The organism is Aeromonas sp. QDB23, assembly GCF_027707745.1.
GTDB classification, from domain to species: Bacteria; Pseudomonadota; Gammaproteobacteria; order Enterobacterales; family Aeromonadaceae; genus Aeromonas; species Aeromonas allosaccharophila.
On record NZ_JAPCJA010000021.1, the window covers coordinates 1 to 22,598 of the forward strand.

At 58.5% G+C, this 22,598-nt stretch carries 25 protein-coding genes and 1 pseudogene; 21 read left to right on the forward strand and 5 right to left on the reverse strand.

What is annotated here, in order from left to right:
• Nucleotides 1–339: 339 nt before the first annotated feature.
• The 3 genes from ppnP (at nucleotide 340) to PG888_RS10895 (ending at nucleotide 3,809) form a co-directional block, all read left to right on the forward strand.
• The gene (gene ppnP, locus PG888_RS10885) at nucleotides 340–624 is read left to right on the forward strand and encodes a pyrimidine/purine nucleoside phosphorylase (RefSeq protein WP_042062660.1); all 285 of its coding nucleotides are present in this window, start codon (nucleotides 340–342) and stop codon (nucleotides 622–624) included.
• Between the two features lie 153 nt (nucleotides 625–777).
• Nucleotides 778–2,163 carry an L-serine ammonia-lyase gene (locus tag PG888_RS10890; protein WP_042062662.1) on the forward strand — a complete coding sequence of 462 codons (1,386 nt, stop codon included), beginning with the start codon at nucleotides 778–780 and terminating at the stop codon, nucleotides 2,161–2,163.
• A gap of 275 nt (nucleotides 2,164–2,438) precedes the next feature.
• Entirely contained in the window at nucleotides 2,439–3,809 is a 1,371-nt protein-coding gene (locus PG888_RS10895; protein WP_042062664.1) for an L-serine ammonia-lyase, read from the forward strand.
• 869 nt (nucleotides 3,810–4,678) lie between these two features.
• On the opposite strand, the gene PG888_RS10900 is transcribed toward PG888_RS10895, so the two are convergent.
• Nucleotides 4,679–4,957 carry a YcgL domain-containing protein gene (locus tag PG888_RS10900; RefSeq protein WP_182939618.1) on the reverse strand — a complete coding sequence of 93 codons (279 nt, stop codon included), beginning with the start codon at nucleotides 4,955–4,957 and terminating at the stop codon, nucleotides 4,679–4,681.
• Nucleotides 4,958–5,064: 107 nt separating this feature from the next.
• On the opposite strand from PG888_RS10900, the gene minC reads away from it, so the two are divergent.
• From minC to mtgA, 5 genes are all read left to right on the forward strand, one after another.
• A complete protein-coding gene (gene minC, locus PG888_RS10905; protein WP_139407871.1) occupies nucleotides 5,065–5,784 on the forward strand; it encodes a septum site-determining protein MinC in 720 nt (239 codons plus the stop codon).
• Between the two features lie 18 nt (nucleotides 5,785–5,802).
• Nucleotides 5,803–6,615, forward strand: coding sequence for a septum site-determining protein MinD (gene minD, locus PG888_RS10910; protein ID WP_005336847.1), 813 nt, complete (start codon nucleotides 5,803–5,805; stop codon nucleotides 6,613–6,615).
• Between the two features lie 2 nt (nucleotides 6,616–6,617).
• On the forward strand, nucleotides 6,618–6,884 hold the full coding sequence (gene minE, locus PG888_RS10915; RefSeq protein WP_005336848.1) for a cell division topological specificity factor MinE: 267 nt from the start codon (nucleotides 6,618–6,620) through the stop codon (nucleotides 6,882–6,884).
• 196 nt (nucleotides 6,885–7,080) lie between these two features.
• The gene (locus PG888_RS10920) at nucleotides 7,081–7,407 is read left to right on the forward strand and encodes an HI1450 family dsDNA-mimic protein (protein ID WP_005352317.1); all 327 of its coding nucleotides are present in this window, start codon (nucleotides 7,081–7,083) and stop codon (nucleotides 7,405–7,407) included.
• Nucleotides 7,392–8,183 (forward strand): monofunctional biosynthetic peptidoglycan transglycosylase, encoded by a 792-nt coding sequence (mtgA, locus tag PG888_RS10925; protein WP_182939617.1) that lies wholly within the window; start codon nucleotides 7,392–7,394, stop codon nucleotides 8,181–8,183. The genes PG888_RS10920 and mtgA overlap by 16 nt, the downstream gene beginning before the upstream one ends.
• A gap of 3 nt (nucleotides 8,184–8,186) precedes the next feature.
• Here mtgA and PG888_RS10930 read toward each other — a convergent pair whose 3' ends face one another.
• Nucleotides 8,187–8,315, reverse strand: coding sequence for a hypothetical protein (locus tag PG888_RS10930; protein WP_019445852.1), 129 nt, complete (start codon nucleotides 8,313–8,315; stop codon nucleotides 8,187–8,189).
• A 147-nt stretch (nucleotides 8,316–8,462) separates the two neighbouring features.
• On the opposite strand from PG888_RS10930, the gene PG888_RS10935 reads away from it, so the two are divergent.
• The gene (locus PG888_RS10935; protein WP_005336851.1) at nucleotides 8,463–8,786 is read left to right on the forward strand and encodes an HI1450 family dsDNA-mimic protein; all 324 of its coding nucleotides are present in this window, start codon (nucleotides 8,463–8,465) and stop codon (nucleotides 8,784–8,786) included.
• Between the two features lie 55 nt (nucleotides 8,787–8,841).
• On the opposite strand, the gene PG888_RS10940 is transcribed toward PG888_RS10935, so the two are convergent.
• Both PG888_RS10940 and PG888_RS10945 read right to left on the reverse strand, forming a co-directional pair.
• Complete coding sequence (locus tag PG888_RS10940; protein ID WP_182939616.1) at nucleotides 8,842–9,153, reverse strand: DUF1289 domain-containing protein; 312 nt, start codon at nucleotides 9,151–9,153, stop codon at nucleotides 8,842–8,844.
• A gap of 1 nt (nucleotide 9,154) precedes the next feature.
• The gene (locus PG888_RS10945; RefSeq protein ID WP_231554908.1) at nucleotides 9,155–10,033 is read right to left on the reverse strand and encodes a CvfB family protein; all 879 of its coding nucleotides are present in this window, start codon (nucleotides 10,031–10,033) and stop codon (nucleotides 9,155–9,157) included.
• Nucleotides 10,034–10,265: 232 nt separating this feature from the next.
• On the opposite strand from PG888_RS10945, the gene PG888_RS10950 reads away from it, so the two are divergent.
• The 4 genes from PG888_RS10950 to PG888_RS10965 all read left to right on the forward strand — a co-directional run bounded on the left by PG888_RS10950 (nucleotide 10,266) and on the right by PG888_RS10965 (nucleotide 12,649).
• A complete protein-coding gene (locus PG888_RS10950; protein ID WP_182939615.1) occupies nucleotides 10,266–11,480 on the forward strand; it encodes a YecA/YgfB family protein in 1,215 nt (404 codons plus the stop codon).
• Between the two features lie 170 nt (nucleotides 11,481–11,650).
• On the forward strand, nucleotides 11,651–12,115 hold the full coding sequence (locus PG888_RS10955; protein WP_005336856.1) for a MarR family winged helix-turn-helix transcriptional regulator: 465 nt from the start codon (nucleotides 11,651–11,653) through the stop codon (nucleotides 12,113–12,115).
• 2 nt (nucleotides 12,116–12,117) lie between these two features.
• A complete protein-coding gene (locus PG888_RS10960; protein WP_182939614.1) occupies nucleotides 12,118–12,306 on the forward strand; it encodes a DUF4250 domain-containing protein in 189 nt (62 codons plus the stop codon).
• Between the two features lie 163 nt (nucleotides 12,307–12,469).
• Nucleotides 12,470–12,649, forward strand: coding sequence for a hypothetical protein (locus PG888_RS10965; protein WP_042062679.1), 180 nt, complete (start codon nucleotides 12,470–12,472; stop codon nucleotides 12,647–12,649).
• Between the two features lie 153 nt (nucleotides 12,650–12,802).
• On the opposite strand, the gene PG888_RS10970 is transcribed toward PG888_RS10965, so the two are convergent.
• Nucleotides 12,803–13,390, reverse strand: coding sequence for an FMN-dependent NADH-azoreductase (locus tag PG888_RS10970; protein WP_182939613.1), 588 nt, complete (start codon nucleotides 13,388–13,390; stop codon nucleotides 12,803–12,805).
• Between the two features lie 274 nt (nucleotides 13,391–13,664).
• Here PG888_RS10970 and PG888_RS10975 point away from each other — a divergent pair, with 274 nt between their 5' ends.
• From PG888_RS10975 to PG888_RS11005, 8 genes and pseudogenes are all read left to right on the forward strand, one after another.
• A complete protein-coding gene (locus PG888_RS10975) occupies nucleotides 13,665–14,507 on the forward strand; it encodes a DMT family transporter (protein WP_232093658.1) in 843 nt (280 codons plus the stop codon).
• Nucleotides 14,508–14,604: 97 nt separating this feature from the next.
• On the forward strand, nucleotides 14,605–15,783 hold the full coding sequence (gene purT / locus PG888_RS10980; RefSeq protein WP_182939611.1) for a formate-dependent phosphoribosylglycinamide formyltransferase: 1,179 nt from the start codon (nucleotides 14,605–14,607) through the stop codon (nucleotides 15,781–15,783).
• A 127-nt stretch (nucleotides 15,784–15,910) separates the two neighbouring features.
• On the forward strand, nucleotides 15,911–16,570 hold the full coding sequence (gene hxpB / locus PG888_RS10985) for a hexitol phosphatase HxpB (RefSeq protein ID WP_182939610.1): 660 nt from the start codon (nucleotides 15,911–15,913) through the stop codon (nucleotides 16,568–16,570).
• A gap of 31 nt (nucleotides 16,571–16,601) precedes the next feature.
• A pseudogene (locus PG888_RS23165) lies at nucleotides 16,602–16,700 on the forward strand (hexitol phosphatase HxpB); the annotation flags it as partial.
• A gap of 271 nt (nucleotides 16,701–16,971) precedes the next feature.
• Nucleotides 16,972–17,175, forward strand: coding sequence for a CPXCG motif-containing cysteine-rich protein (locus PG888_RS10990; protein ID WP_042059056.1), 204 nt, complete (start codon nucleotides 16,972–16,974; stop codon nucleotides 17,173–17,175).
• A gap of 494 nt (nucleotides 17,176–17,669) precedes the next feature.
• Nucleotides 17,670–18,290 carry a TetR/AcrR family transcriptional regulator gene (locus tag PG888_RS10995; RefSeq protein WP_197970797.1) on the forward strand — a complete coding sequence of 207 codons (621 nt, stop codon included), beginning with the start codon at nucleotides 17,670–17,672 and terminating at the stop codon, nucleotides 18,288–18,290.
• A gap of 73 nt (nucleotides 18,291–18,363) precedes the next feature.
• Nucleotides 18,364–19,473 carry an efflux RND transporter periplasmic adaptor subunit gene (locus PG888_RS11000; protein ID WP_182939609.1) on the forward strand — a complete coding sequence of 370 codons (1,110 nt, stop codon included), beginning with the start codon at nucleotides 18,364–18,366 and terminating at the stop codon, nucleotides 19,471–19,473.
• Nucleotides 19,470–22,526 carry an efflux RND transporter permease subunit gene (locus tag PG888_RS11005; protein ID WP_182939608.1) on the forward strand — a complete coding sequence of 1,019 codons (3,057 nt, stop codon included), beginning with the start codon at nucleotides 19,470–19,472 and terminating at the stop codon, nucleotides 22,524–22,526. Before PG888_RS11000 ends, PG888_RS11005 begins: the two co-directional genes overlap by 4 nt.
• The last annotated feature ends 72 nt before the right edge of the window (nucleotides 22,527–22,598 follow it).

The window sequence follows — 22,598 nt, forward strand, 5'->3', positions numbered from 1 at the left end:
GGGGCATGCAGTCGTGGCAAGCCCTCCGATGCCATATCGGCTCTTGAAGCTGGCTGAGGGTCATGGGTAATCAGGTTCCTTTATGTAGCAAAATTCACACTTTCCCAGTGCAATTAACCAAACAGGGGAATGAGCAGCTGCCCATTCCCCTGTTTGCGCGTGTTATCTCACATTTAATAGCTGTTTTAAATCAGCAAATCGTTAACCTTAACTATTAATAAGTTTGCTAAAAAGTAAAGATTCAAAGCGGTCTCGGCGATTTTTACCTCATCCCCCCATGACAACTGGCAAAAGATTGTGCTAGCTTGGCTGCACAAACGTACACACAGGGATGTAAAGATGCTGAAAGTTAACGAGTATTTCGACGGAAATGTAAAATCCATCGGTTTCGAACAAAAAGGCGAGAAATCGACCATCGGGGTGATGAACAGCGGTGACTACCAGTTTAACACCGCCGCCCCCGAGCGGATGACGGTGATCAAGGGCGCCCTCACCATCCAGCTGGCCGATGAAGATGAGTGGCACACCTACAATCAGGGTGAATCCTTCCTGGTCGCAGGTCACTCCTCCTTCAAGCTGGCAGTGAAAACCCCCACCGCCTATCTGTGCGAATTTCTCGACTGATCCGGCCGGTTGAAGGGGGGCTGCCCCTTCAACCTTCTTTGGCAACCGCCTGCCATTTATCTGTGTCCATGTCACAGCACCGCACATCCCCGCTTTCCATCCACGGCAAAAATCCTAGAATAAACAGACATAAACCATCACCGGATTGATGTCATGATCAGCGTGTTTGACCTGTTTTCCATCGGGATTGGCCCCTCCTCTTCCCATACTGTCGGCCCTATGCGTGCCTCCTATGCCTTCGTCCAGCAGCTCAAGCTGCAAGGCCATCTGCCGCACGTCATGCGGGTCGAAGTGGAGTGTTACGGTTCGCTCGGCCAGACCGGCAAAGGGCACGGCACCGGCAAGGCGATCATGCTGGGACTGTCTGGCTTTGAACCCGAATCGGTCGATATCGATGCCATTCCGGATCTGCTGGCCCAGATAGATCAGGCGCAGAGCTTGCTGCTGGCGGGCGAGCAACCAAGTCACTTCCCCCGCAGCGGTGCCATCATTTTCAACCGCCGCAAGACCCTGCCAGCCCATACCAATGGCATGACCCTGCGCGCCTTTGCCGCCGACAACGCCCTGCTGTTTAGTCAGACCTACTACTCCATCGGCGGGGGCTTCATCATCGAAGAGAGCCACTTTGCCACCGCCAAGGAGGAAGCCGCCAAATCGGATGCCGAACATCCGGTCCCCTACCCGTTCGACAGCGGCGCCCAGCTGCTGGCCCACTGTCAGGAGAGCGGCCTCTCCATCTCGGGGCTGATCCTCGCCAACGAGCGGGTCTTTCGCAGCGATGAGCAGATAAAAGCGGGGCTGCGCAAGATCTGGCAGGCGATGCAGGGCTGCGTCGAGCGGGGCTGCAAGAGCGAAGGGGTGCTGCCGGGCGGCCTGAAGGTGCGGCGCCGCGCCCCGGGGTTGTTCCGCCAACTCAGCTGCGAGACCAACTTCAACAAGGATCCACTGATGGTGATGGAGTGGGTCGACTTGTTTGCGCTGGCGGTCAACGAAGAGAACGCCGCCGGTGGCCGGGTGGTGACCGCCCCCACCAATGGCGCCGCGGGCATTATTCCGGCAGTGCTGCACTACTACGATCGCTTCGTTCACAAGGTGGATGATGAGACGCTGGTGCGCTACTTCCTCACCGCCGCCGCCATCGGCATCTTATATAAGAAGAACGCCTCCCTCTCCGGGGCCGAAGTGGGCTGTCAGGGAGAAGTGGGTGTCGCCTGCTCCATGGCCGCCGGGGCGCTGACCGAACTCTTGGGCGGTAGCCCGGCCATGGTGGAGAACGCCGCCGAAATAGGCATGGAGCACAACCTCGGGCTCACCTGCGATCCCATCGGCGGACTGGTGCAGGTACCCTGCATCGAGCGCAACGCCATGGGGGCGGTCAAGGCGATCAATGCCGCTCGCCTCGCCCTGCGGGGTACTGGCGAGCACAAGGTGTCGCTGGACAAGGTGATCAAGACCATGTGGGAGACCGGCAACGACATGAAGACCAAATACAAGGAGACGGCCCGTGGCGGCCTCGCCGTTAACATTACCGAATGTTAAAAAACGGCAAATGACTCCATTTGGTTCCGAAATGCCCGGCATCGCCGGGTATTTTTATGGGCAAACGCTTAACAAAATGGATAAGCACAAAAATAAATTTTATACTCGCGCCTCAGATTCAACAAAAATAGATCTATTTCAACTTTTTTTAGGTCTGGAGCCGTTACACTACGGTTATCTGGTTCTGTGACCTGCGCTGACAAGCGCGTCCCATGGATCTCCCCAATTTCTGTGAGTGGGCATGCCGCCCCCTTCTACCCTGAGGTAATAGTGACATGATCAGCGTTTTTGATATCTTCAAAATCGGTGTAGGCCCCTCTTCTTCCCACACTGTTGGCCCGATGAAAGCGGCCAAACAGTTTGTTGACGAGCTGCGCGCGGGCGGCAAGATCCGCGATGTAACCCGGATCAATGTCGATGTCTACGGCTCCCTCTCCTGGACTGGCAAAGGCCACCATACCGACACCGCCATCATCATGGGCCTGGCCGGCAACCTGCCGGAAAATGTCGATATCGATGCGATCCCCGAGTTTATCTCCCGTGTTGAACAGACCGAGCGCCTGCCGATCGGCCTGCACTGCCACACCGTCAGTTTCCCGCGCGATGCCATGGTATTCCATGACGAAGCCCTGCCGCTGCACGAAAACGGCATGAAGCTGAGCGCCCTGATCGAAGACGAAGTGGTTTACAGCAAGACCTACTACTCCATCGGTGGTGGCTTCATCGTTGACGAAGAGAACTTTGGCAAGGCTGACAGCGGCGACATGTCCGTGCGCTATCCGTTCAAGAGCGCGGCTGAACTGGTTGCTCACTGCAGCCAGACCGGTCTCTCCATCTCTGCCCTGATGCTGGAGAACGAGAAGTGCTTCAACACTCCGGAAGAGATCTACAAAAAGTTCGGCAAGATCTGGAACACCATGCGCGAAGGTATCGAGCGTGGCTGCCGCACCGAAGGCGTCTTGGCCGGCCCGCTGCGCGTACCCCGTCGTGCCGCCCCGCTCTACCGCCAGCTCAACACCAACGAGAACCTCTCCAACGACCCGATGAACATCGTTGACTGGGTCAACATGTTCGCCCTGGCGGTCAGTGAAGAGAACGCAGCCGGTGGCCGTGTGGTCACTGCACCGACCAACGGCGCTGCCGGTATCATCCCGGCCGTACTGGCCTACTACGACAAGTTCATCCAGCCGGTTGGCCGCGACGAGTACACCCGTTTCTATCTGGCCGCCGGTGCCGTCGGCATCCTCTACAAGATGAACGCCTCCATCTCCGGCGCCGAAGTGGGCTGTCAGGGTGAAGTGGGTGTCTCCTGCTCCATGGCCGCTGCCGGTCTGACCGAGCTGATGGGCGGTAGCCCGGAGCACGTCTGTGAAGCCGCCGAAATCGGCATGGAACACAACCTGGGTCTGACCTGTGATCCGGTTGCCGGTCAGGTACAGGTGCCTTGCATCGAGCGTAACGCTATCGCAGCCATGAAGGCGGTCAACGCCTCCCGTATGGCCCTGCGTCGTACCTCCCAGCCGCGCGTCTCCCTGGACAAGGTGATCGAGACCATGTACATCACCGGCAAGGACATGGACTCCAAGTACCGTGAAACCTCCCGTGGTGGCCTGGCCATCAAGGTGATGCAGGTTGCTTGCGAATAAATAAGAGTTGCGACCCTCATCTGAACAAAGGCGGGATATCCCGCCTTTTTTATTGCCCGAAATAGATGCCCGGGCACCTGATACCGGCCATTTCACGGCACGGCATCGCAGACACGACCCAGCTACGCCACCGCAATGCGGATTGCCTTGCCTGAATGCCTCTCTGATGGCATGCCTTGATTACCTCATTCCACTGCATTGAAAGCGGCGTTCTGCCCCTGCCAAAAACATTTACCCGCTATTTTCCCCCGGCCACCGTTTGCCAACTGACCCATATCGGGATGACCCCGCAACCCTATATCCGCCCCTTTGGCATCCCTTTGTTTGGCAAGATGTGGTTACCGCTCACGCTCGCGGATTATCCTCCGGCGCCCACTGCGCTGATTGCCAGTTGTGTAACGGATGCGGATTGGCCTTCTTAATAAGGGCAAACAATCAAGAGCACAAACAGGGGGTTAGCTCATCATTTTGGCCACAGCGCATCGCGAAAACCGAGTTCGGCGCAGTTATCTCCAACCTCTTTCCCTCCCATTTCATGGACAACTCATCGCGCAATAGAGGCCAAAAAGAGATCCCAAGGAAGGAGCTGAAAATAATCGATGAATGAGCCAATAGCCGTTGAAATTGCGGATATGAGTGCGCGCCACTCGCTATTTTTGTGAGCGCCAGCAAAGGTTGACGATATGGTGTTGAGGGTAGATTGACTTTCTATTTAAACAGCGAAAAGTGAATATCACCAAAGGGAGGGTTTAATTTCGCCAGATCCGGTCACGGGATTATCGCAAGCCACCTCCCCAGGGCAGGAATGCGTCATGCAGAGTCACAAAGAATTAGCCCCGCTAGGCAGTACGCACTACGGGGCTGGATATTCAGGATGGTTTTTTCAGGCTGGCCTTGTGCTGCTCCAGCAAATTCTCGGGGGGCGGCGGCACCTGCAGGTAGAAACCCTGGCTGGTCAGCGCGGCCATCACCTTGCCGACATCAGCCAGCCCCAAGGGCTTGGCCGGATCCAGCTTGGTCATCAGCACCAGCTCGGGACGCCCGAATGCGCTCAGCAATGGCTCGGGAACGCGGGAGAAATCCCCTCTTTTTTCAACAAAAAGGTAGGTCTCGGCTTTTTTGCGACTTTTATAGACTGCACACAACATGGAAATTGATATAATCCGACGAGTTTATTGCCTCTGATGGGGGCAAACTATAACATCAGGAATTGAATAACAATAACGGATTAGCATCTCTGCCTCGGGGAAGATTCATGGTTGAGCGCGATAACGAATTGAAAGGGACCACCTTCACTATTTCTGTGTTGCATATCAGCGATGGCGAGCCTGAGCGGATCCGTCAGTTGTTGGCCGAAAAAGTGGCCCAGGCACCCTACTTTTTTAATTGTGCGCCGCTGGTGATCAATGTTTCCCGACTGGAACATATTCCCGATTTCGAACAGCTCAAGGAGCTGGTGGAGTCCGAAGAGTTTGTGCTGGTCGGCATCACGGGTGCGCGCAGTGAAGAGATGAAGACAGCCGCCAAGGCGGTGGGACTGGCTGTGATGGCCTCGGGCAAGAGTCGCAAGAGCGAACCGGAACCCGAGCCAGCCCCCGCGCCAGCAGCCCCAGTGGTGGCACCCGAGCCAGAACCCGCCCCCTTGATCCCGAGCAAGGTACATGTGGGACCGGTTCGTTCCGGCCAGCAGATTTACGCCGCCGGCACCTCGCTGGTGGTGCTGGGGTCCGTCAGTCCGGGAGCCGAAGTGCTCGCCGACGACAGCATTCATATTTATGGCACCCTGCGTGGCAGAGCCATTGCCGGCGCCCGGGGCAACACCCAGGCCCGGATCTATTGCCAGCAATTACAGGCCGAGCTGCTCTCCATCGCGGGCACATTCCAGCTGAGCGATGCATTGCCGGCAGGCCTGATCCAGCAACCGGTACACGTCCGGCTGGACAACGAACAACTCCGAATAGACCGTATCAAATAGAGTTACAAGGAAGCGAGAATGGCGCGAATCATAGTCGTTACATCGGGTAAAGGTGGCGTTGGCAAGACCACAACCAGTGCGGCCCTGAGCACCGGCTTAGCCCAGCGTGGTCACAAGACAGTGGTCATTGACTTTGACATCGGTCTGAGAAATCTGGATCTCATCATGGGCTGCGAGCGGCGCGTGGTGTATGACTTCGTCAACGTCATCAACGGGGAAGCAAACCTCAATCAGGCGCTGATCAAGGACAAACGCTCGGAAAATCTGTTTATCCTGCCCGCCTCCCAGACCCGGGACAAAGATGCCCTCACCCGTGAGGGGGTCGAGAAGATCCTGGATCAGCTGGCGGAGATGAAGTTCGATTACATCGTCTGCGACTCCCCGGCGGGGATCGAGGCGGGCGCGCTGATGGCGCTCTATTTTGCCGACGAAGCGATCGTCACCACCAACCCGGAAGTCTCTTCCGTGCGTGACTCCGACCGCATCCTTGGCATCCTGGCCTCCAAGTCCCGCCGCGCCGAGCGTGGCGAAGACCCCATCAAGGAGCACCTGCTGCTGACCCGCTACTGCCCGACCCGCGTCAACCGTGGCGACATGCTGAGCGTGCAGGATGTGCAGGAGATCCTGGCCATCCCGCTACTCGGGGTGATCCCGGAGTCCCAGGCGGTGCTGCGCGCCTCCAACTCCGGCGAACCGGTTATTCTGGACAAGGAGTCCGATGCCGGTCAGGCCTACGAAGATGCAGTGTCCCGCCTGCTGGGCGATGCCAAGGAATTTCGTTTTCTGGAAGAAGAGAAGAAGGGCTTCTTTAGCCGACTGTTCGGGAGTTAAACATGTCATTATTGGATTATTTTCGTTCCAACAAGAAACAGAACACCGCACAACTGGCCAAAGAGCGGTTGCAGATCATTGTTGCTCACGAGCGTTCATCCAGAGGGGGGCCGGATTACCTGCCCCAGCTCAAGCAGGATATCCTCGATGTGATCCGCAAATACGTCAACATTGATCCGGAGAAGATAACCGTCCAACTGGATCAGAAGAGTGATGAGCTGTCGGTACTGGAGCTCAACATCACCTTCGCCGATGACAAGAAGGGATGAGCTGACGCCCTATGCGTGACCCCTTCCCCCAATGAAGACCGGATCCTGTCACTGGATCCGGTTTTTTATTGGCACAAAAACAGGTCACAGCGGCTCGCCTCATCTCGCCAAGGGGTCTGCCGCCCGCTAGAATAGCGCCGCCCCGCAGGCAGTGATCTGCGCGGCACCTTTTTCTCTTTTCTGGAACAGATCGCTTATGTCTATGAATGACGAAATGCACAGCGTCGAGGAACTGCTCGATACCGCCCTCGAACTCTTTATGGAGCTGGCCTCTGACAACCTGCCGGAGCAGGAGATCGCTCGCTTCAATCAGGAGTTCAACGACCGAGGCCTGCTGGCCGAAACCGACCCGGCCGATGACTGGGAAGCGGACGTGGGTTTTGCGGTGAGCGACACCGACTATGCCGAGATCTGGGTTGGCCTTGGCAACGAAGAACAAGAGTATGAGCACCTGTTTGCCCGCATGCTGCTCTCCCGCCGTGTTGACGAGAAGTTCTGCCACATCGAATGGCTGCCCCAATAATTCCGGATCCCGATGATCCCAGCCACTATCAGTGGGCGTCAGACCCTGACGCCGTGGCCCTCGAGCGCCCATCTGCATCGCTCGGACGCCGGTTGCTGAGGTGGGCAGGCAAGATCGCGCTGGCCGGGCTGCTCTGCTCGGTCGGCTCGGTCGCCTTGCTGCGTTTTATCGATCCGCCGATGTGGAGCTGGCGTATCGAGCGGGCCCTGTTTCCGCCCGCCAAGATCACCGAGGTGCGCCATGAGTGGGTGGATCTGGAGTCCATCTCCAAAGAGCTGCAACTGGCGGTGATCGCCGCAGAGGATCAGCGCTTTGCCGAGCACAACGGCTTTGACATGGATGCCATCAACGCCGCACTCAAGCACAACCAGCACAGCGAACGGGTGCGCGGCGCCAGCACCCTCAGCCAGCAGACCGCCAAGAACCTCTTTATGTGGAGTGATCGCAGCTTCCTGCGCAAGGGGCTGGAGGCCTGGTTTACCCTGCTGATGGAGCTGGGTTGGGACAAGGCCCGCATTCTCGAGGTCTATCTCAATATCGTGGAGTTCGGCCCCGGCATCTATGGCGCCGAAGCCGCCGCCCGCACCTATTTTGGCAAACCGGCCAGCCGCTTGACCCGCTACGAGTCATCCCTGCTGGCCGCCGCCCTGCCCAATCCGTGGCGCTATCGGGTCAAGCCCCCTTCACCCTATGTGCAGAAGCGCTCGGTCTGGATCCGCCGCCAGATGGGGCAACTGGGCCAGATCACCCTCAATCGTGTGCATCAGGCCGACTGATCCTCAGGGCTCATCGGGTTTCTCCGGTGGGCCCAGATGACCGCCCACCGTCTCGCGGTGGAGCGGCAGATAGTGCCACCACCAGGCCTCGCGCCGTCGCTTGATCTGTTGCCGCCGTCCCCGCTGTTTCATCCCCTCACTCCCTGCCAGATGATCCGCGCCTTAACCATACTCCCCCAATGGCAACTTGGACAGGTCAGGCACGCCCGGCGCACTGGTCTGGCCGCCACTGCCAATAATTGTTACAGTAGCGGACCTCGATGTATCTGGAGTGATTTCATGGAACAGCGTACCCCGGATCAGCTGGTCGAATGGGCCTATGATCAGTTTCTTGAGCAGGCCGCCGATATGCTGGCCCCCGAACAAATAGTCGACATCACCCTGGAGTTTGAGCAGCGTGGCGCCGTGGAGGCAACCCTGCCCAATGCCGACTGGTCGACCGAGCTGGGTGAGCCGGTCGATATGGAGCGCTGGGTCGAAGTGTGGGTCGGTTTGCTGGATCATCAGGATGAGTTTGAGGTGATCTTCGCCACCTTCCTGCTGCCCCGTCTGTTGACTGAAGATCAGGTGCATGTGCGCTGGCATCGCCAGCAGCAGGCATAAAAAAGGCGCCATCGGCGCCTTTCTTGTGTCTGTTCTTTCTTATTTCTGTTCTCTGCTAATCCTGCGCCGCGATGGCCTTGGCCAGACAGCGGCGGCACCAGCAGGCGCTGGCCTCCTGCATCGGCAATACTGGCAACTGGCTGCACCAGCACTGCGCAATGGTCTGACCGGCAGAGACGGCGCAATAGGCCGGTTCGCCACACCCCGGGCAGCGGTGGGTGCTTTTCGAGCCATCCAGCTCGGCCATCACCGCCAGCTGGGCCTTGCTCTCCATCACCGACCAGTGACCGATCTCGGTCAGGGTGCGGCCACAGCCAAGGCAAAGCCCATCCTTCGCCTGACAGAGGCCAACACAGGGGCTCGGCATCTTATTCGCTATCCTGCGCCTGTTCGCCTGCTTGTGCCTGCGCGGCACCGGCGTCGGTCAGGGTAATGGCGTTATCTTCGATGACGATCTTGCCCTGCTTGTAGAGGCCGCCGATCGCCTTCTTGAAGGTGCCCTTGCTCATACTGAACAACTTGTAGATGAGCTCGGGTTCGCTCTTGTCACCCACCGCCAGGCTGCCGCCCTGCTTTCTCATCCGGCTCAGAATGCGCTCACCGGCGTCATCGACCCGCGCCAGACCCGGCTTTTGCAGGGTCAGATCCAGCTTGCCATCTTCGCGCACCTGCTTGACCCAGGCGGTTTGCGGCCGACCGGTCATCACCCGGCCAAACACTTCATTCTTGAACAGCATGCCGGGATACTGGCCGTTGACGATCACCTTGATGCCAAGGGGCGAGTGTTCACCCGGCAGCGCGGTCACTTCGTCACCGACCTTGAAGTTGCTGCCGGCCGGAGTCAGGAAACGCTCGATGCGGCTGGTGCCGACCATGCGCCCTTCGTTATCCAGTTGCAGACGCACCAGATAGACGTGGCCCACCTGCATCGGCTTGTTCTGCTCGCGGCTGGGCACGAACAAGTCTTTTTTCATGCCCCAATCGAGGAAGGCACCAATCTTGTTGGCATTGACCACCTTCAGACCGGCAAATTCGTCCACCATGGCAAATGGCTTGTCGGTGGTGATCACCGGCTCGCAATCGGCATCCAGATAGAGGAAGACCTGCACGCTATCCCCCTCTTTCACCCCTTCCGGCAGTTGACGCTTGGGCAGCAGCAGTTCACCGTATTCATCGGCCGCAAGCCAGGCGCCACGGTCTTCGAGTTCAACGACGGTGAGGGTGTTCATCTTGCCAATCTGTATCATGGTGCTCTCTTTTTTCATTACCCGGATGGGCCAACTGATCCATGGCCCCTATGGGCGTGCATGTTACCTCAAGAGCGGTGATCTGGCCTAGTCCCCAAGCCACCAAGGGCCGCCCTTTCGCCGCTATCTTACCCGCCAATGGTGATTAAATCGCCAAACAGGCGGCCATTTACTGCAAATAACCCCACTTTTAGGTAGACTTCGCGGCTGTTCAAATCCAGAGGAACTGTCGATGAACCCATCCACTCGTACCCGCCTGCTCAATCAATGGATCCAGAGCCACAGCCAGCAAGACATGACCTACCCGGCCCTGCACGGTTTTCTCTGTGCCCGTCTGGTGGGGCCAGAGACTCCTGACTGGCAACGCCCGCTGGCTGGTTTGCTGGAACAGGATGCCGAACTGGATGAGAAGAGTGCAGAGGCCCTCAACCACCTGATCGCCGAGCTGGAAGCCCAGGCCGACGACGCCCAGTTGGCCCTGCCCAGCCAATGCCGCCTGCCCAGCGATAACCCGGAGCAGGTGTTCGAGCAGAGCCATCCCCTTGGTCAGTGGTGCTACGGTTTCAGCCAGGGCTTTGCCACCTGGCCCAAGCCGAAGGATTTGAACGACCCGACTACCCAGTACCGCTTCAGCCTGGCCGCCGAGCTGAGCCTGTTTCGCGACAAACAGATGGCCCAGATGCTCTATAGCGCCGCCGCCAGCGAACTCCCCTTTGTCGAGTTCTGCAAACGCCAGCGCCAGAACATGAAGACCGCCCTCAACCAGCTGCTCAACCTCGACCAGTATCAGGCCGCCCCCAGCGCCGATGTGGCCATCAATGGCGAGCAGGCCCAGCAGTGGCAGAGCTGGTTCGAGCTGGCCGACAGCTGCCGCGATCATCAGGCCCGCCTCGGCTGGTTCGAGAAGATCATCGCCGATGCCACTCCGCTGTTTGACGACGCCTTCTGGCAGCAAATCGCTGGCCACGGCTGGAGTGCTCCCGAGCTGCGCCCCCTGCTGGCCGCCAGAGCCGGTCGCGCCGACTGCCTGCTGCGCCTTGGCAAGCTGGGTGAGGCCAAAGCGGAGTATCTGGATCTGCTGACCATCTGCGTGGCCGACGAACCGGGTTGCCGCTACAACCTCTCTACCCTCTATGCACTGCAAGGGGATTGGCAGGCGCTGTCCGCCCTGCTGGTGCGCTTCGATGAAGCCTCCAGCTGGTTGCTCTACAACAAGGCGCTGATGATCTTTGCCACCGAGGGTGCCGAGGCAGCCAAGCCCCACCTGCTGGTCGCCATCGAGGCCAACCCGCACATTCCGGCCTGCCTGCTGGGTCAGCGCAAGCTGCCCAAGCAGGAGCCACAGAGCTGGCAAGCAGGCAGCCGCGACGAAGCCGCGCTCTACGCCCTGCACACCCGCGAGGCCTGGCTCAAGCAGAATGCCCTCATCTGGTTGCGTAAAGGCTGAACAGCGATGGCTTAAAATCCCGTCGGTCAGACCCGGTTTTTCCTTGAGGGCGTGCGCCACCGCACATTTCATCGCAACCGGGTCAGACAAATCAGCTTGAGTTTCGTATCATCAATGTCAAAGTATCAAAAGAAACTGCATCTGATGCAGCCGTCACAGCAGGGTGTAATATGTCAAAAATCATAGCGTTACTCGCTCACTACCCGCCCTATCAGTTGGTACATGCCGCCGAGATGCTACGGGATACCTTCGAACAGTTTTATGAACAGCGTTACCAGCTGACCGTGCCGCAGTGGCGCCTGATGATGGTGCTCGGCCCCAACTACCCCATCAGCCAGAAAGAGCTGGTCGAGGCGAGCGGCATGGACAAGGTGCGCATCTCCCGCGAGATCCGCCGTCTGGTCGAAAAAGGGATCATCTTCACCGAGAGCAGCGAGCAGGACAAACGCATCAGCCTGGTCTCCCTCACCAACGCCGGTCTCGCCCTCTTCCTGCAGCTCAAGAGCGAAGCTGGCAGCTGGCAACATACCCTGACCGACTATCTGCCGAGCGAATCCCGCGAGGCGATCCGCCAGCATCTGCACAGCGTCAGCGCCGCCATCGAGCAGTTGCAATCGCTGGATCGGGAGAAGTAATCATGGATATGAAAAAGTTCGCCACCATGGACGTCAACATGCTGCTGAGCTTGGTCAATATGCAGTTGCGTGATCGCTATGACGATCTGGATGATCTCTGCAAGGCGCAGGAGATCGATCAGGAAGCACTGAAGGCGCGGCTCGCCAGCGGCGATTTCCACTACCAGCCAGCACAGAAACAGTTCAGATAAAGACAGGTAGCGGGATCGGGATCACAGCGCCAGTGATGGCGCTGGCTCTGCGGTAAAAACCTGATATGGTCTGAACAGCCCCAACAGGGAGATGCACGGATACATCACCCTGTCACAAGAGGGCATTAACATCGTTTCAGGTGAGCAAACCAAGGATGACCCCATGATATTGATGACCCGACAGAGCCTGCTGATCACGCTCTGCACCCTGTTGATGATCAGCCTCTTCACGCCCCAATTGCCGCAAAGCACCGAACAGTGGCTGACCACCCTGCTGCTGGGTCTGCTGGTCGCTGTGGCGCTGCTGCTGGTGCGCGGTTGTCGCCGTTTTATGATGGAGTAGTGACTCCGCCAATCTCTTTTAGACGGTCTCGCTTGCCGCGATACTCTTTGTAGCAATACATCGAACCAAAAAACAAACGCAGCCTGATGGCTGCGTTGTGGTATCTGGCGGGAAACCTCTTGAAGAGAAAGCCCTTGCCTTGGTAGAGAGCCCTTAGATAGCCAGGGTTTCCAGCTGCGCCTTGGCCGCTTCCATCCCCTTGCTCTGGGCATCCGGGCCCATCCCCATCCCTTCGGCGTAGATGAAATCCACCTCTTTGATACCGATGAAACCGAGCAGGGTGCGCATGTAGGGGGTCACCAGATCGGTAGCGCTGCCGACGTGCATGCCGCCGCGGGGGCTGATCACCAGCGCACGAGTATTCTCAACCATGCCGACCGGGCCGGTCTCGGTGTAGCGGAAAGTGACACCGGCGCGCGCCACCAGATCGATCCAGTTTTTCAGCTGGGTCGGGATGTTGAAGTTGTACATGGGGGCCGCAATCACCACCAGATCGCTCGCTTTGAGTTCGGCGATCAGCTCGTCGGACTGGGCGATCACCTCCAGCTGACGTTTGCTCAGGTTATCACCACCGCGCAGGCCGGAAGCCAGCTCGCCATCCAGCACCGGCAGGTTGAGGGCGGCCAGATCACGCACGGTTACGGCATCATCCTGATGGTCAGCCAGGAAGCCGTCGATCAGGGCGTTGGATTGGGAATATTGACCCAGGATGCTGGATTTGAGTACGAGGATATTGGCCATGGTGAAACTCCATTTGGTTGTCGGTTGAACAGCGTTGCTGTCGATGGAGGTCACTCTAAACATTGTGCTTATTTGCTGATAGCGAAAATAGATGCTCAACTTGTTCAAAAAATTTGATGTAAGACCACTTCCTCGCCAGCCAGCCTTGCGGCCGCGCTTCAACCCTTGGCAGAACAAACGATTGCCGTTATGATCCGCCGCACTTTTTTCCAGCGACCCGGATCCCATGATACCCTCGCGCAGGCACTCTCCTCTGGCCGGTGCAGTCTGGATGATGGTGGCAGGACTCTGCTTCGCCGCCGTCAACAGCCTGAGCCAGTATGTCAGCTTCAAACTCGGCCTTGCCTCTACCCAGGTCGCCTTCCATCAATACCTGATCGCCCTGATCTGCCTGCTGCCCTGGCTGATTCGTCACGGCCTGCGCCAATCCCTGATGACCAATCAGTTCCGGCTGCACCTGTTGCGGGTGCTGCTGGCGGTGGTCGGCATCCAGCTCTGGCTGTGGGCACTGGCGTTCCCCGTCCCCATCTGGCAGGGGATCGCCCTGCTGATGACCTCGCCGCTGTTTGCCACCCTGGGCTCCGCCCTGCTGCTCAAGGAGCAGGTGAGCCGCGCCCGACTTCTGGCCACCCTGGCGGGTTTTGCTGGCGCCATGGTGATCCTCGCCCCCTGGACTGACGAATTCAACTGGGCCTCCCTGCTGCCGGTGGCCGCGGCGCTGTTCTGGGCCGGTTACTCCCTGATGGTGCGCTATCAGGCGGCCAACGAATCATCCCACACCATAGTGGTCTACCTGCTTATTTTCAGTACCCCGTTCAACGTCATGCTGGCGCTGCCGGAGTGGCAGTGGCCGAGCGAGAGCCAATGGCTGCTGGTAGCCGCCTCCGGCGTGCTGACGGCGTTGGCCCAGATGTCCATCGCTCGCGCTTACAGTGTGGCGGAGGCCTCCTTCGTGCAGCCTTTCGATTTTGCCAAGCTGCCGATGAACGTGCTGGCGGGCTGGCTGGTATTTGGCTGGGCCCCCCCCGGTCGTCTGTGGCTTGGCGCCGCCATCATCATTGGCGCCATTACCTTGCTGACCCATCTGGAGCAGCGCACTCACAAACCCGTTTCCTGAGGTACGCCATGCGTGCCTCTTTTTTTGCCCGCTATTCCCGCAATCACGTGTGCAATAGCGACCATCAACAGTGACCATCGACATCAGGAGAGATCGTATGTTTGGAACCGCAACCCGCCCCGGCGCCACCCGTGCCCTGCTGCTGGGCTCCGGCGAACTTGGCAAGGAGGTCGCCATCGAGTTGCAACGGTTCGGGATCGAAGTGATCGCCGCCGACCGCTACCCCAATGCCCCCGCCATGCAGGTGGCCCACGCTGCCCACGTGCTGGATATGCTCGATGGCAACGCACTACGTGCCCTGGTTGCCGAGGTCAAACCCGACCTCATCATCCCCGAGATTGAAGCGATCGCCACCGATACCCTAGCTGCCCTTGAGCTAGAAGGGGTCAAGGTAGTGCCCAACGCCCGCGCCACCCAGCTCACCATGAACCGGGAAGGGATCCGCCGCCTCGCCGCCGAGACCCTGGCTCTGCCCACCTCCCTCTACCGCTTTGCCCAGAGCAAGGAGGAGTTTGTCGCCGCCGTCGAGGCCATCGGCCTGCCCTGCGTGGTGAAACCTGTGATGAGCTCGTCCGGCAAGGGGCAGAGCGTGCTGCGCGATCTCGCCAAGATCGATGACAGCTGGACCTACGCCCAGGAGGGTGGTCGCGCCGGTCGAGGCAAGGTGATCGTCGAGGGCTTCGTTCCCTTCGAGTACGAGATCACCCTGCTCACGGTACGCGCCGTCGATGGCATTCACTTCTGCGAGCCGATCGGGCACCGGCAGGAAGATGGCGACTACCGCGAATCCTGGCAGCCGCAAGCCATGAGCGAACTGGCGCTGGCCCGCGCCAAAGAAGTCGCCGCCAAGGTGGTCGAGGCCCTTGGCGGTTACGGCCTGTTCGGGGTCGAGCTCTTTATCAGGGGCGATGAGGTGTGGTTCAGCGAAGTCTCGCCGCGCCCGCACGATACCGGCATGGTGACCCTGATCTCGCAAGATCTCTCCGAATTCGCCCTGCATGTGCGCGCAATTCTGGGGCTGCCGGTCGGCACCATCACCCAGTACGGGCCGAGCGCCTCCGCCGTGGTACTGCGCGAAGGGCACAGCCAAGATATCCGCTATCAGGGGATTGGTGAGGCATTGGCGCTGGTGCCAGGCGCCCAGCTGCGGCTGTTTGGCAAACCGGAGATCGCCGGTCGCCGCCGTCTTGGCGTGGCGCTGGCACGCGCAGCGGATTGCCAGGATGCGGTGGAAAACGCCAAAGCCGTGGCCGCCAAGGTCGAGGTGATGTTCTAAGGGCTTTTTTTGCCACAGCAAAACAAACGTTTGCCGATGTGATCGGGCGCAAGGGGCATGGTAATGCCCCTTTTGCATTTCCCCGTCAGGCTTATAATCCCCTCTTCAAATTTGTCAGGAGTACAAGATGTTAGCTGCCGTGATCTTCGATATGGATGGTGTTCTGATCGACTCGGAACCCTTTTGGCAACGGGCCCAGATCGCCGTTTTCTCCGAACTGGGTCACCCCCACACCGTCGAGGATTGTGAATCGACCATCGGCGTGCGCATCGATCAGCTGGTCGCCCACTGGTATCGCCTGCGCCCGTGGAGCGGCCCGACTCAGGAAGAGGTTGTGCAGCGCATTCTGGATCAGGTCAACGCCCTGATCCTCTCCGAAGGCCAAGCCAAAGCCGGTGTGCTGGAAGCGCTCGACCTTATCGAAGCGCGCGGGCTGAAAGTGGGTCTGGCCACCTCCTCCCCGTTTGCCATGGCAGAAGCTGTGCTCGGCAAACTCGGCATCCGTGATCGCTTTATGGCGGTTCACTCTGCTGAAATCGAGCGTTTCGGCAAACCGCACCCGGATGTCTATATCCACGCCGCCGAGAAGCTGGGGGTGGAACCGGTTCATTGTCTGGCCATCGAGGACAGCTTCACCGGCCTGCTGGCAGCCAAGGCGGCCTCCATGACCGCGCTGATCGTGCCGGATCCTGCTTTAGTCGGCGACCCACGCCTTGCCATCGCCAACTACCAGCTCCGCTCACTGGCCGAGCTGAATGCTGACACCCTGGCCAGCTGGGTCAAATAAGCCAGCGAGAGGCGCTGATCGTTCCATGTGCCCGGCGTTGGTCGGAGATCCGCGTCTTGCCATCGCCAACTATCAGCTCGGCTCACTGGCCGAACTCAATAGCGAGATGCTGGCCAGCTGGATCAAGTAACGCCTCCCGGCGCCTCGTGGCACACACATTCTCATGCTCGCAGGGGGCATCCAGCCCCCTGTTATTGCCAAACAACCGTTGGCAATCCCCTCTTTTCACCGGTCATTCGCCACCAGATTCCCCCTCTCGCACACGACCCGCCCAATCAGTCGCCACCGGTCATCTCTCTGGCTTGATCTCTGTCATAAACGTGCGTTTGCTCGCGGTTAACCCCCTTCAGCCCGACTAGAATCAGGGTAGATAGGCGGCCCCAGGGCCCGAGGAGGTTATCATGATCGAGTACACCAGCAAGCGCATCGTCTGCCCCCACTGCGGCCACCACACCATGGTCGAGCTGGATGCCAGCCAGGGTGATCAGGAGTTCTACGAAGATTGCATGGCCTGTTGCAATCCGATCCATCTGCGGCTCCATCGCGACGAAGCCCGCGACTGTTTGCAGTTGTTTGTGGATGCGGACGACGAACAGATGTTTTGAATCTATGTCCTGAACAATGGTCCTGAACAGTCGATGTCTGGGGCACAGGCAACCCAATGGGTAAAATGCCAGTCAGTCAAGTCTGGCTGGCATTGTTTTTATTAGCTTTTTAGCGCTGTGCTACCAGCGCTGCAGGTTGGTCCGAAGCGCCTCCCACCGCTCTTGCCGTATTCCTCCTGCCTTCTTGCTGCGCAGGTCAAGCCCCTGTCGGTTGCCAGCTGCGTTTCTCATCCTCACTGGTTGCTCGGGAGAACTGTCCATACAACTTGCCCAAAAACGGAGAGTGCCGAAGGGTATCGTCAGACCCATCAACGCAGCCTGCCAGCAAGCTGACCATGGCAAACATGATGAAGAGTATTTTGGAAACATATTCTTATTACAGATAACAACTTGCAGACAACAACCAAAACCAAATCTCAAATTGGTCACTCGTTGTCAATCTGACTATGGCGCGTTAACATTCCAAATCCCCTGTATGGCAGTCAGAGAGAAAGATGATGATTGAAGAAAACAGCACTCCTGCGCTGAATCGAGGCCCTGTTGATCACGATGTACGGGATCAGATTGTGGTTGCAGCCACCGAGCATTTCCGCCTCTACGGCTATGGCAAGACCACGGTATCTGACTTGGCAAAATCAATAGGATTTTCAAAGGCATATATTTACAAGTTCTTCGCGTCAAAACAGGCGATTGGCGAGAGTATTTGTGCAAACTGCCTCGATGAAATCCAGGAGGATGTTCGAAGAGCGATTGAACAGGTTGATCAGCCGCCCGAGAAGCTGCGCCGGATGTTTCAAGAGATCATCAAGGCAAGTTGTCGGTTGTTCTCCGCTGATCGAAATCTCTATGAAATAGCGGCTTCAGCCGCAGCAGAACGCTGGCAAGCCACCCTCGTCTATGAGCAGAACATCCAGACATTACTGCAAGATATCCTGCAGGAGGGGCGTAAAACCGGTGACTTTGAGCGAAAAACCCCGTTGGATGAAATAACCGCGGCAATTTATCTTGTTATGAGGCCCTATTTAAACCCCCTCATGCTGCAACACAACTTCGACTGCATTGACAAGGCACCGACCCAGTTGTCTAACCTGGTGCTGCGCAGCCTCGCACCATAACAATAGTGACCATTGACCAAATTGGTCACTTGAATTACATTGCCTCCTGAACCGTTTTCATGGAGGCTTGTGTATGTCTCGTCACCGCATACTTGCAATTATCACTGCGTTACCGCTGGCCCTGACGGCTTGTGGTGAGCAACAACCATCTGATCCACGTACGCAAGTACCGCTGGTGCGCACCGTCACGGTCCATGATGCTGAGGTTGAATCACGCTCTTTTACCGGGGTCGTCGCAGCTCGCGTTGAGAGTGACTTGGGATTTCGTGTCTCTGGCAAGGTGCAGCAACGCCTCGTAGACACAGGGCAAACCGTTAAACAGGGTCAACTGCTGATGCGTATTGACCCTGTCGATTTGAAACTCGCCGCACACGCACAACAGGCGTTCGTTGCGGCGGCCAGAGCAAGAGCGAAACAAACCGCGGAAGATGAAATCCGTTACCGAAATTTACGCGGTACGGGTGCGATCTCCGTTGCCACTTACGATCAGGCCAAGGCGGCGATGGAGACAGCCCAAGCCGAACTGCGAGCCGCTGAAGCACAAGCAGCAGTGGCCCGTAATTCCACCGGTTATACGGATCTGATCGCCGATGTTGATGGCACCGTAATCGCAACGCTGGTGGAGCCTGGGCAAGTCGTTAATGCCGGGCAAGCCGTTGTGCGCATTGCTCACGCAGGGGCGCGTGAAGCCGTCATTCAATTGCCAGAAACATTGCGCCCGCCATTGGGCTCCCGGGGTCAGGCAACACTCTTCGGAAGACGCGATGGCACAGCGGCGGCAACGTTAAGGCAGCTGTCGGACGCAGCAGACCCGGGCACTCGCACCTTTGAAGCACGATATGTGCTGACGGGTTCACTGCAAAATGCACCTTTGGGTTCCACCGTTACCCTCCATCTGACCGAGGATCCGGTTGCGGCAACAGCGGGCGTTCAGATCCCGGTCAGCGCCTTGTTCGATACCGGTAAAGGCCCTGGCGTGTGGCGTGTTCACGGCCAACCGACAAGGGTCTCATGGAGCCCTATTACGGTGTTGAACCTTGGCAGTGACGCTGCCCGCGTTGCAGGCCATATCAAGCAAGGCGATCTGGTGGTCGCCATGGGCGCGCACTTGCTTCATGAAGGGGAGTTGGTACGCACGCTCGCCCCCTCTGCCGATATGACAACAGAGGATGCACGCCCATGAGCGAACGCCGCTTCAATCTGTCGGCGCTTGCGGTACGCGAACGCGCCATCACGCTGTTTCTGATCCTGCTGATCTCGCTGGGCGGGGTCACGGCCTTCTTCAAACTGGGGCGGGCCGAGGATCCCTCATTCACCATCAAGGTCATGACCATCATCACCGCCTGGCCCGGAGCCACTGCGCAGGAGATGCAAGATCAAGTCGCCGAGAAGATCGAAAAGCGACTGCAGGAGCTGCGCTGGTATGACCGCAGCGAAACCTACACCCGTCCGGGGCTGGCCTTCACCACGCTGACCTTGCTGGATAGCACCCCGCCGTCGGCAGTGCAGGATGAGTTCTATCAAGCCCGTAAAAAGGTCGGCGACGAAGTGCGCAATCTGCCACCCGGCGTGATGGGGCCATTTCTCAACGATGAATATGCCGATGTGACCTTTGCCCTGTTCGCACTCAAGGCAAGGGGCGTACCACAGCGTGAGCTGGTCCGGGATGCGGAAATGCTACGCCAGCGCTTGCTGCATGTGCCCGGGGTGAAGAAGGTCAACATCGTTGGCGAGCAGTCCGAGCGTATCTATGTCGAGTTTTCCCATGAGCGCCTGGCTACGTTAGGCATCAGCCCGCAAGACGTCTTCGCGGCCCTGAACGGCCAGAATGCCTTGACGCCAGCCGGCGCCATCGAAACCAGGGGACCAGAGGTGTTCATTCGCCTGGACGGTGCCTTTGACGAGCTGCAAAAAATACGCGACACCCCCGTCGTGGCGCAGGGACGCACGCTGACGCTATCTGATATCGCGACGGTGAAACGGGGTTATGAAGATCCGGCGACCTTGATCATCCGCAATGGCGGCGAACCTGCGCTGCTGCTGGGGGTCGTGATGCACGACGGCTGGAACGGGCTCGATCTGGGCGAAGCCCTGGATAACGAAATCACCGCCATCAATGCCGAGCAACCGCTGGGCATGAGCTTGAGCAAGGTGACCGACCAGGCCATCAACATCAGTTCGGCGGTCGATGAGTTCATGATCAAGTTTTTCGCGGCGGTACTCGTGGTCATGCTGGTGAGTTTTGTCAGCATGGGCTGGCGTGTCGGTGTCGTGGTCGCCGCAGCCGTGCCATTGACGCTGGCTGTGGTCTTTGCCGTGATGCTCGCGACCGGCAAGAACTTCGACCGCATCACCCTGGGGTCGTTGATCCTGGCCCTGGGGTTGCTGGTGGATGACGCCATCATCGCCATCGAAATGATGGTGGTGAAAATGGAAGAGGGCTATGACCGTATCGCGGCGTCAGCTTACGCCTGGAGTCACACCGCAGCGCCCATGCTCTCGGGCACCTTGGTCACGGCCGTCGGATTCATGCCCAATGGCTTCGCGCGATCCTCGGCGGGTGAGTACACCAGCAACATGTTCTGGATCGTCGGCATCGCGCTGATTGCCTCCTGGGTAGTGGCCGTGGTGTTCACGCCATACCTCGGGGTCAAGCTGTTACCCGCTGTCAAGAAAGTCGCAGGCAGCCACCATGCTCTCTACAACACGCCGCGCTATCAGCGCTTTCGCAAACTGCTGGGCAACGTCATCGCCCGCAAGTGGCTCGTGGCAGGCTCGGTGAGCGCGCTGTTCGTGGCATCTGTGCTGGGTATGAGCATGGTGAAGAAGCAGTTCTTCCCGATCTCGGACCGCCCTGAAGTCCTGATAGAAGTACAGATGCCCTATGGCACCTCGATTACCCAGACCAGCTTGGCGGCAGGTAAGGTGGAAGCCTGGCTGGCCAGACAGGAGGAGGCCAGGATCGTCACCGCCTACGTCGGCCAGGGGGCTCCCCGTTTCTTTTTCTCGATGGGACCTGAACTGCCCGATCCGTCGTTTGCCAAGATAGTGGTACGGACGGACAACCAGAACGAACGCGAAGCGTTAAAACTAAGACTACGCCAAGCCATTGCCGAAGGACTGGCCCCCGAGGCACGGGTGCGCGTCACCCAACTGGTGTTCGGCCCCTACTCCCCCTTCCCCGTGGCCTACCGGGTGGCAGGACCGGATCCGGCTGTGCTGCGCAACATTGCGGCTGATGTGCAACAGATCATGCACGCCAGTCCACTGATGCGCACGGTCAACACCGACTGGGGAGCCCGCGTGCCGACGCTGCACTTCACTTTGCAGCAGGATCGACTGCAAGCGCTGGGGCTGAACTCAAGCTCGGTGGCACAGCAACTGCAATTCCTGCTCAGCGGCATACCGGTCACTGCCGTGCGGGAAGACATTCGTACGGTACAGGTCGTTGCGCGATCGGCGGGCAACAACCGGCTCGATCCGGCCAGGATTGGCGATTTCACACTGGTTGGAGCCAATGGACAGCGGATCCCGTTGTCGCAAGTGGGCAAGGTCGATGTCCGCATGGAAGAGCCGGTCATGCGCCGACGCGATCGGGTACCGACCATCACGGTACGGGGTGATATCGCCGAAAACTTGCAGCCGCCAGACGTATCGACGGCGATCACCCGGCAATTACAACCCCTCATCGCTGCGCTGCCAGCTGGTTACAGCATCGTAGAGGCCGGATCCATCGAAGAGTCAGGCAAGGCAATGGCGGCCATGTTGCCGATCTTCCCCATCATGCTGGCCATCACCTTGCTCATCATCATCCTGCAGGTGCGCTCGATTGCGGGCATGGTCATGGTCTTTCTGACCAGTCCGCTGGGTCTGATCGGCGTGGTGCCGACACTGTTGCTGTTCCAGCAGCCCTTCGGCATCAATGCGCTGGTTGGCCTGATTGCACTGTCGGGCATCCTGATGCGCAACACGCTGATATTGATCGGGCAGATCCGTGAAAACGAGCAGGCCGGGCTAGACCCTTTCCATGCGCTCGTTGAAGCGACCGTGCAGCGTGCTCGTCCGGTCATTCTGACTGCGTTGGCGGCGATCCTCGCCTTTATTCCGCTAACCCATTCGGTGTTTTGGGGAACGCTGGCTTACACGCTGATCGGCGGCACATTTGCGGGTACGATCCTGACGCTCGTGTTCCTGCCCGCCATGTATTCCATCTGGTCCAGGATCCAGCCTGGTTGAAACAGGGATCAGAAAAACCGTTGGAATGAGATAAGCCCCAACCTGGTGCTGAAGGTTATCGATGCCTCTTCG

Coding starts and splice junctions, on each gene's coding strand:
- PG888_RS10930 (WP_019445852.1), bottom strand. CDS start 8,315: ATGAAACAGCGGGGACGGCGGCAACAGATCAAGCGACGGCGCGAGGCC.
- PG888_RS10995 (WP_197970797.1), top strand. CDS start 17,670: ATGATGATTGAAGAAAACAGCACTCCTGCGCTGAATCGAGGCCCTGTT.
- PG888_RS10945 (WP_231554908.1), bottom strand. CDS start 10,033: ATGATACAGATTGGCAAGATGAACACCCTCACCGTCGTTGAACTCGAA.
- PG888_RS11005 (WP_182939608.1), top strand. CDS start 19,470: ATGAGCGAACGCCGCTTCAATCTGTCGGCGCTTGCGGTACGCGAACGC.
- PG888_RS10990 (WP_042059056.1), top strand. CDS start 16,972: ATGATCGAGTACACCAGCAAGCGCATCGTCTGCCCCCACTGCGGCCAC.
- hxpB (WP_182939610.1), top strand. CDS start 15,911: ATGTTAGCTGCCGTGATCTTCGATATGGATGGTGTTCTGATCGACTCG.
- PG888_RS11000 (WP_182939609.1), top strand. CDS start 18,364: ATGTCTCGTCACCGCATACTTGCAATTATCACTGCGTTACCGCTGGCC.
- PG888_RS10955 (WP_005336856.1), top strand. CDS start 11,651: ATGTCAAAAATCATAGCGTTACTCGCTCACTACCCGCCCTATCAGTTG.
- PG888_RS10920 (WP_005352317.1), top strand. CDS start 7,081: ATGTCTATGAATGACGAAATGCACAGCGTCGAGGAACTGCTCGATACC.
- mtgA (WP_182939617.1), top strand. CDS start 7,392: ATGGCTGCCCCAATAATTCCGGATCCCGATGATCCCAGCCACTATCAG.
- PG888_RS10890 (WP_042062662.1), top strand. CDS start 778: ATGATCAGCGTGTTTGACCTGTTTTCCATCGGGATTGGCCCCTCCTCT.
- PG888_RS10895 (WP_042062664.1), top strand. CDS start 2,439: ATGATCAGCGTTTTTGATATCTTCAAAATCGGTGTAGGCCCCTCTTCT.
- PG888_RS10975 (WP_232093658.1), top strand. CDS start 13,665: ATGGTGGCAGGACTCTGCTTCGCCGCCGTCAACAGCCTGAGCCAGTAT.
- minC (WP_139407871.1), top strand. CDS start 5,065: ATGGTTGAGCGCGATAACGAATTGAAAGGGACCACCTTCACTATTTCT.
- PG888_RS10965 (WP_042062679.1), top strand. CDS start 12,470: ATGATATTGATGACCCGACAGAGCCTGCTGATCACGCTCTGCACCCTG.
- PG888_RS10950 (WP_182939615.1), top strand. CDS start 10,266: ATGAACCCATCCACTCGTACCCGCCTGCTCAATCAATGGATCCAGAGC.
- minD (WP_005336847.1), top strand. CDS start 5,803: ATGGCGCGAATCATAGTCGTTACATCGGGTAAAGGTGGCGTTGGCAAG.
- minE (WP_005336848.1), top strand. CDS start 6,618: ATGTCATTATTGGATTATTTTCGTTCCAACAAGAAACAGAACACCGCA.
- PG888_RS10940 (WP_182939616.1), bottom strand. CDS start 9,153: ATGCCGAGCCCCTGTGTTGGCCTCTGTCAGGCGAAGGATGGGCTTTGC.
- PG888_RS10970 (WP_182939613.1), bottom strand. CDS start 13,390: ATGGCCAATATCCTCGTACTCAAATCCAGCATCCTGGGTCAATATTCC.
- purT (WP_182939611.1), top strand. CDS start 14,605: ATGTTTGGAACCGCAACCCGCCCCGGCGCCACCCGTGCCCTGCTGCTG.
- PG888_RS10900 (WP_182939618.1), bottom strand. CDS start 4,957: ATGTTGTGTGCAGTCTATAAAAGTCGCAAAAAAGCCGAGACCTACCTT.
- PG888_RS10960 (WP_182939614.1), top strand. CDS start 12,118: ATGGATATGAAAAAGTTCGCCACCATGGACGTCAACATGCTGCTGAGC.
- ppnP (WP_042062660.1), top strand. CDS start 340: ATGCTGAAAGTTAACGAGTATTTCGACGGAAATGTAAAATCCATCGGT.
- PG888_RS10935 (WP_005336851.1), top strand. CDS start 8,463: ATGGAACAGCGTACCCCGGATCAGCTGGTCGAATGGGCCTATGATCAG.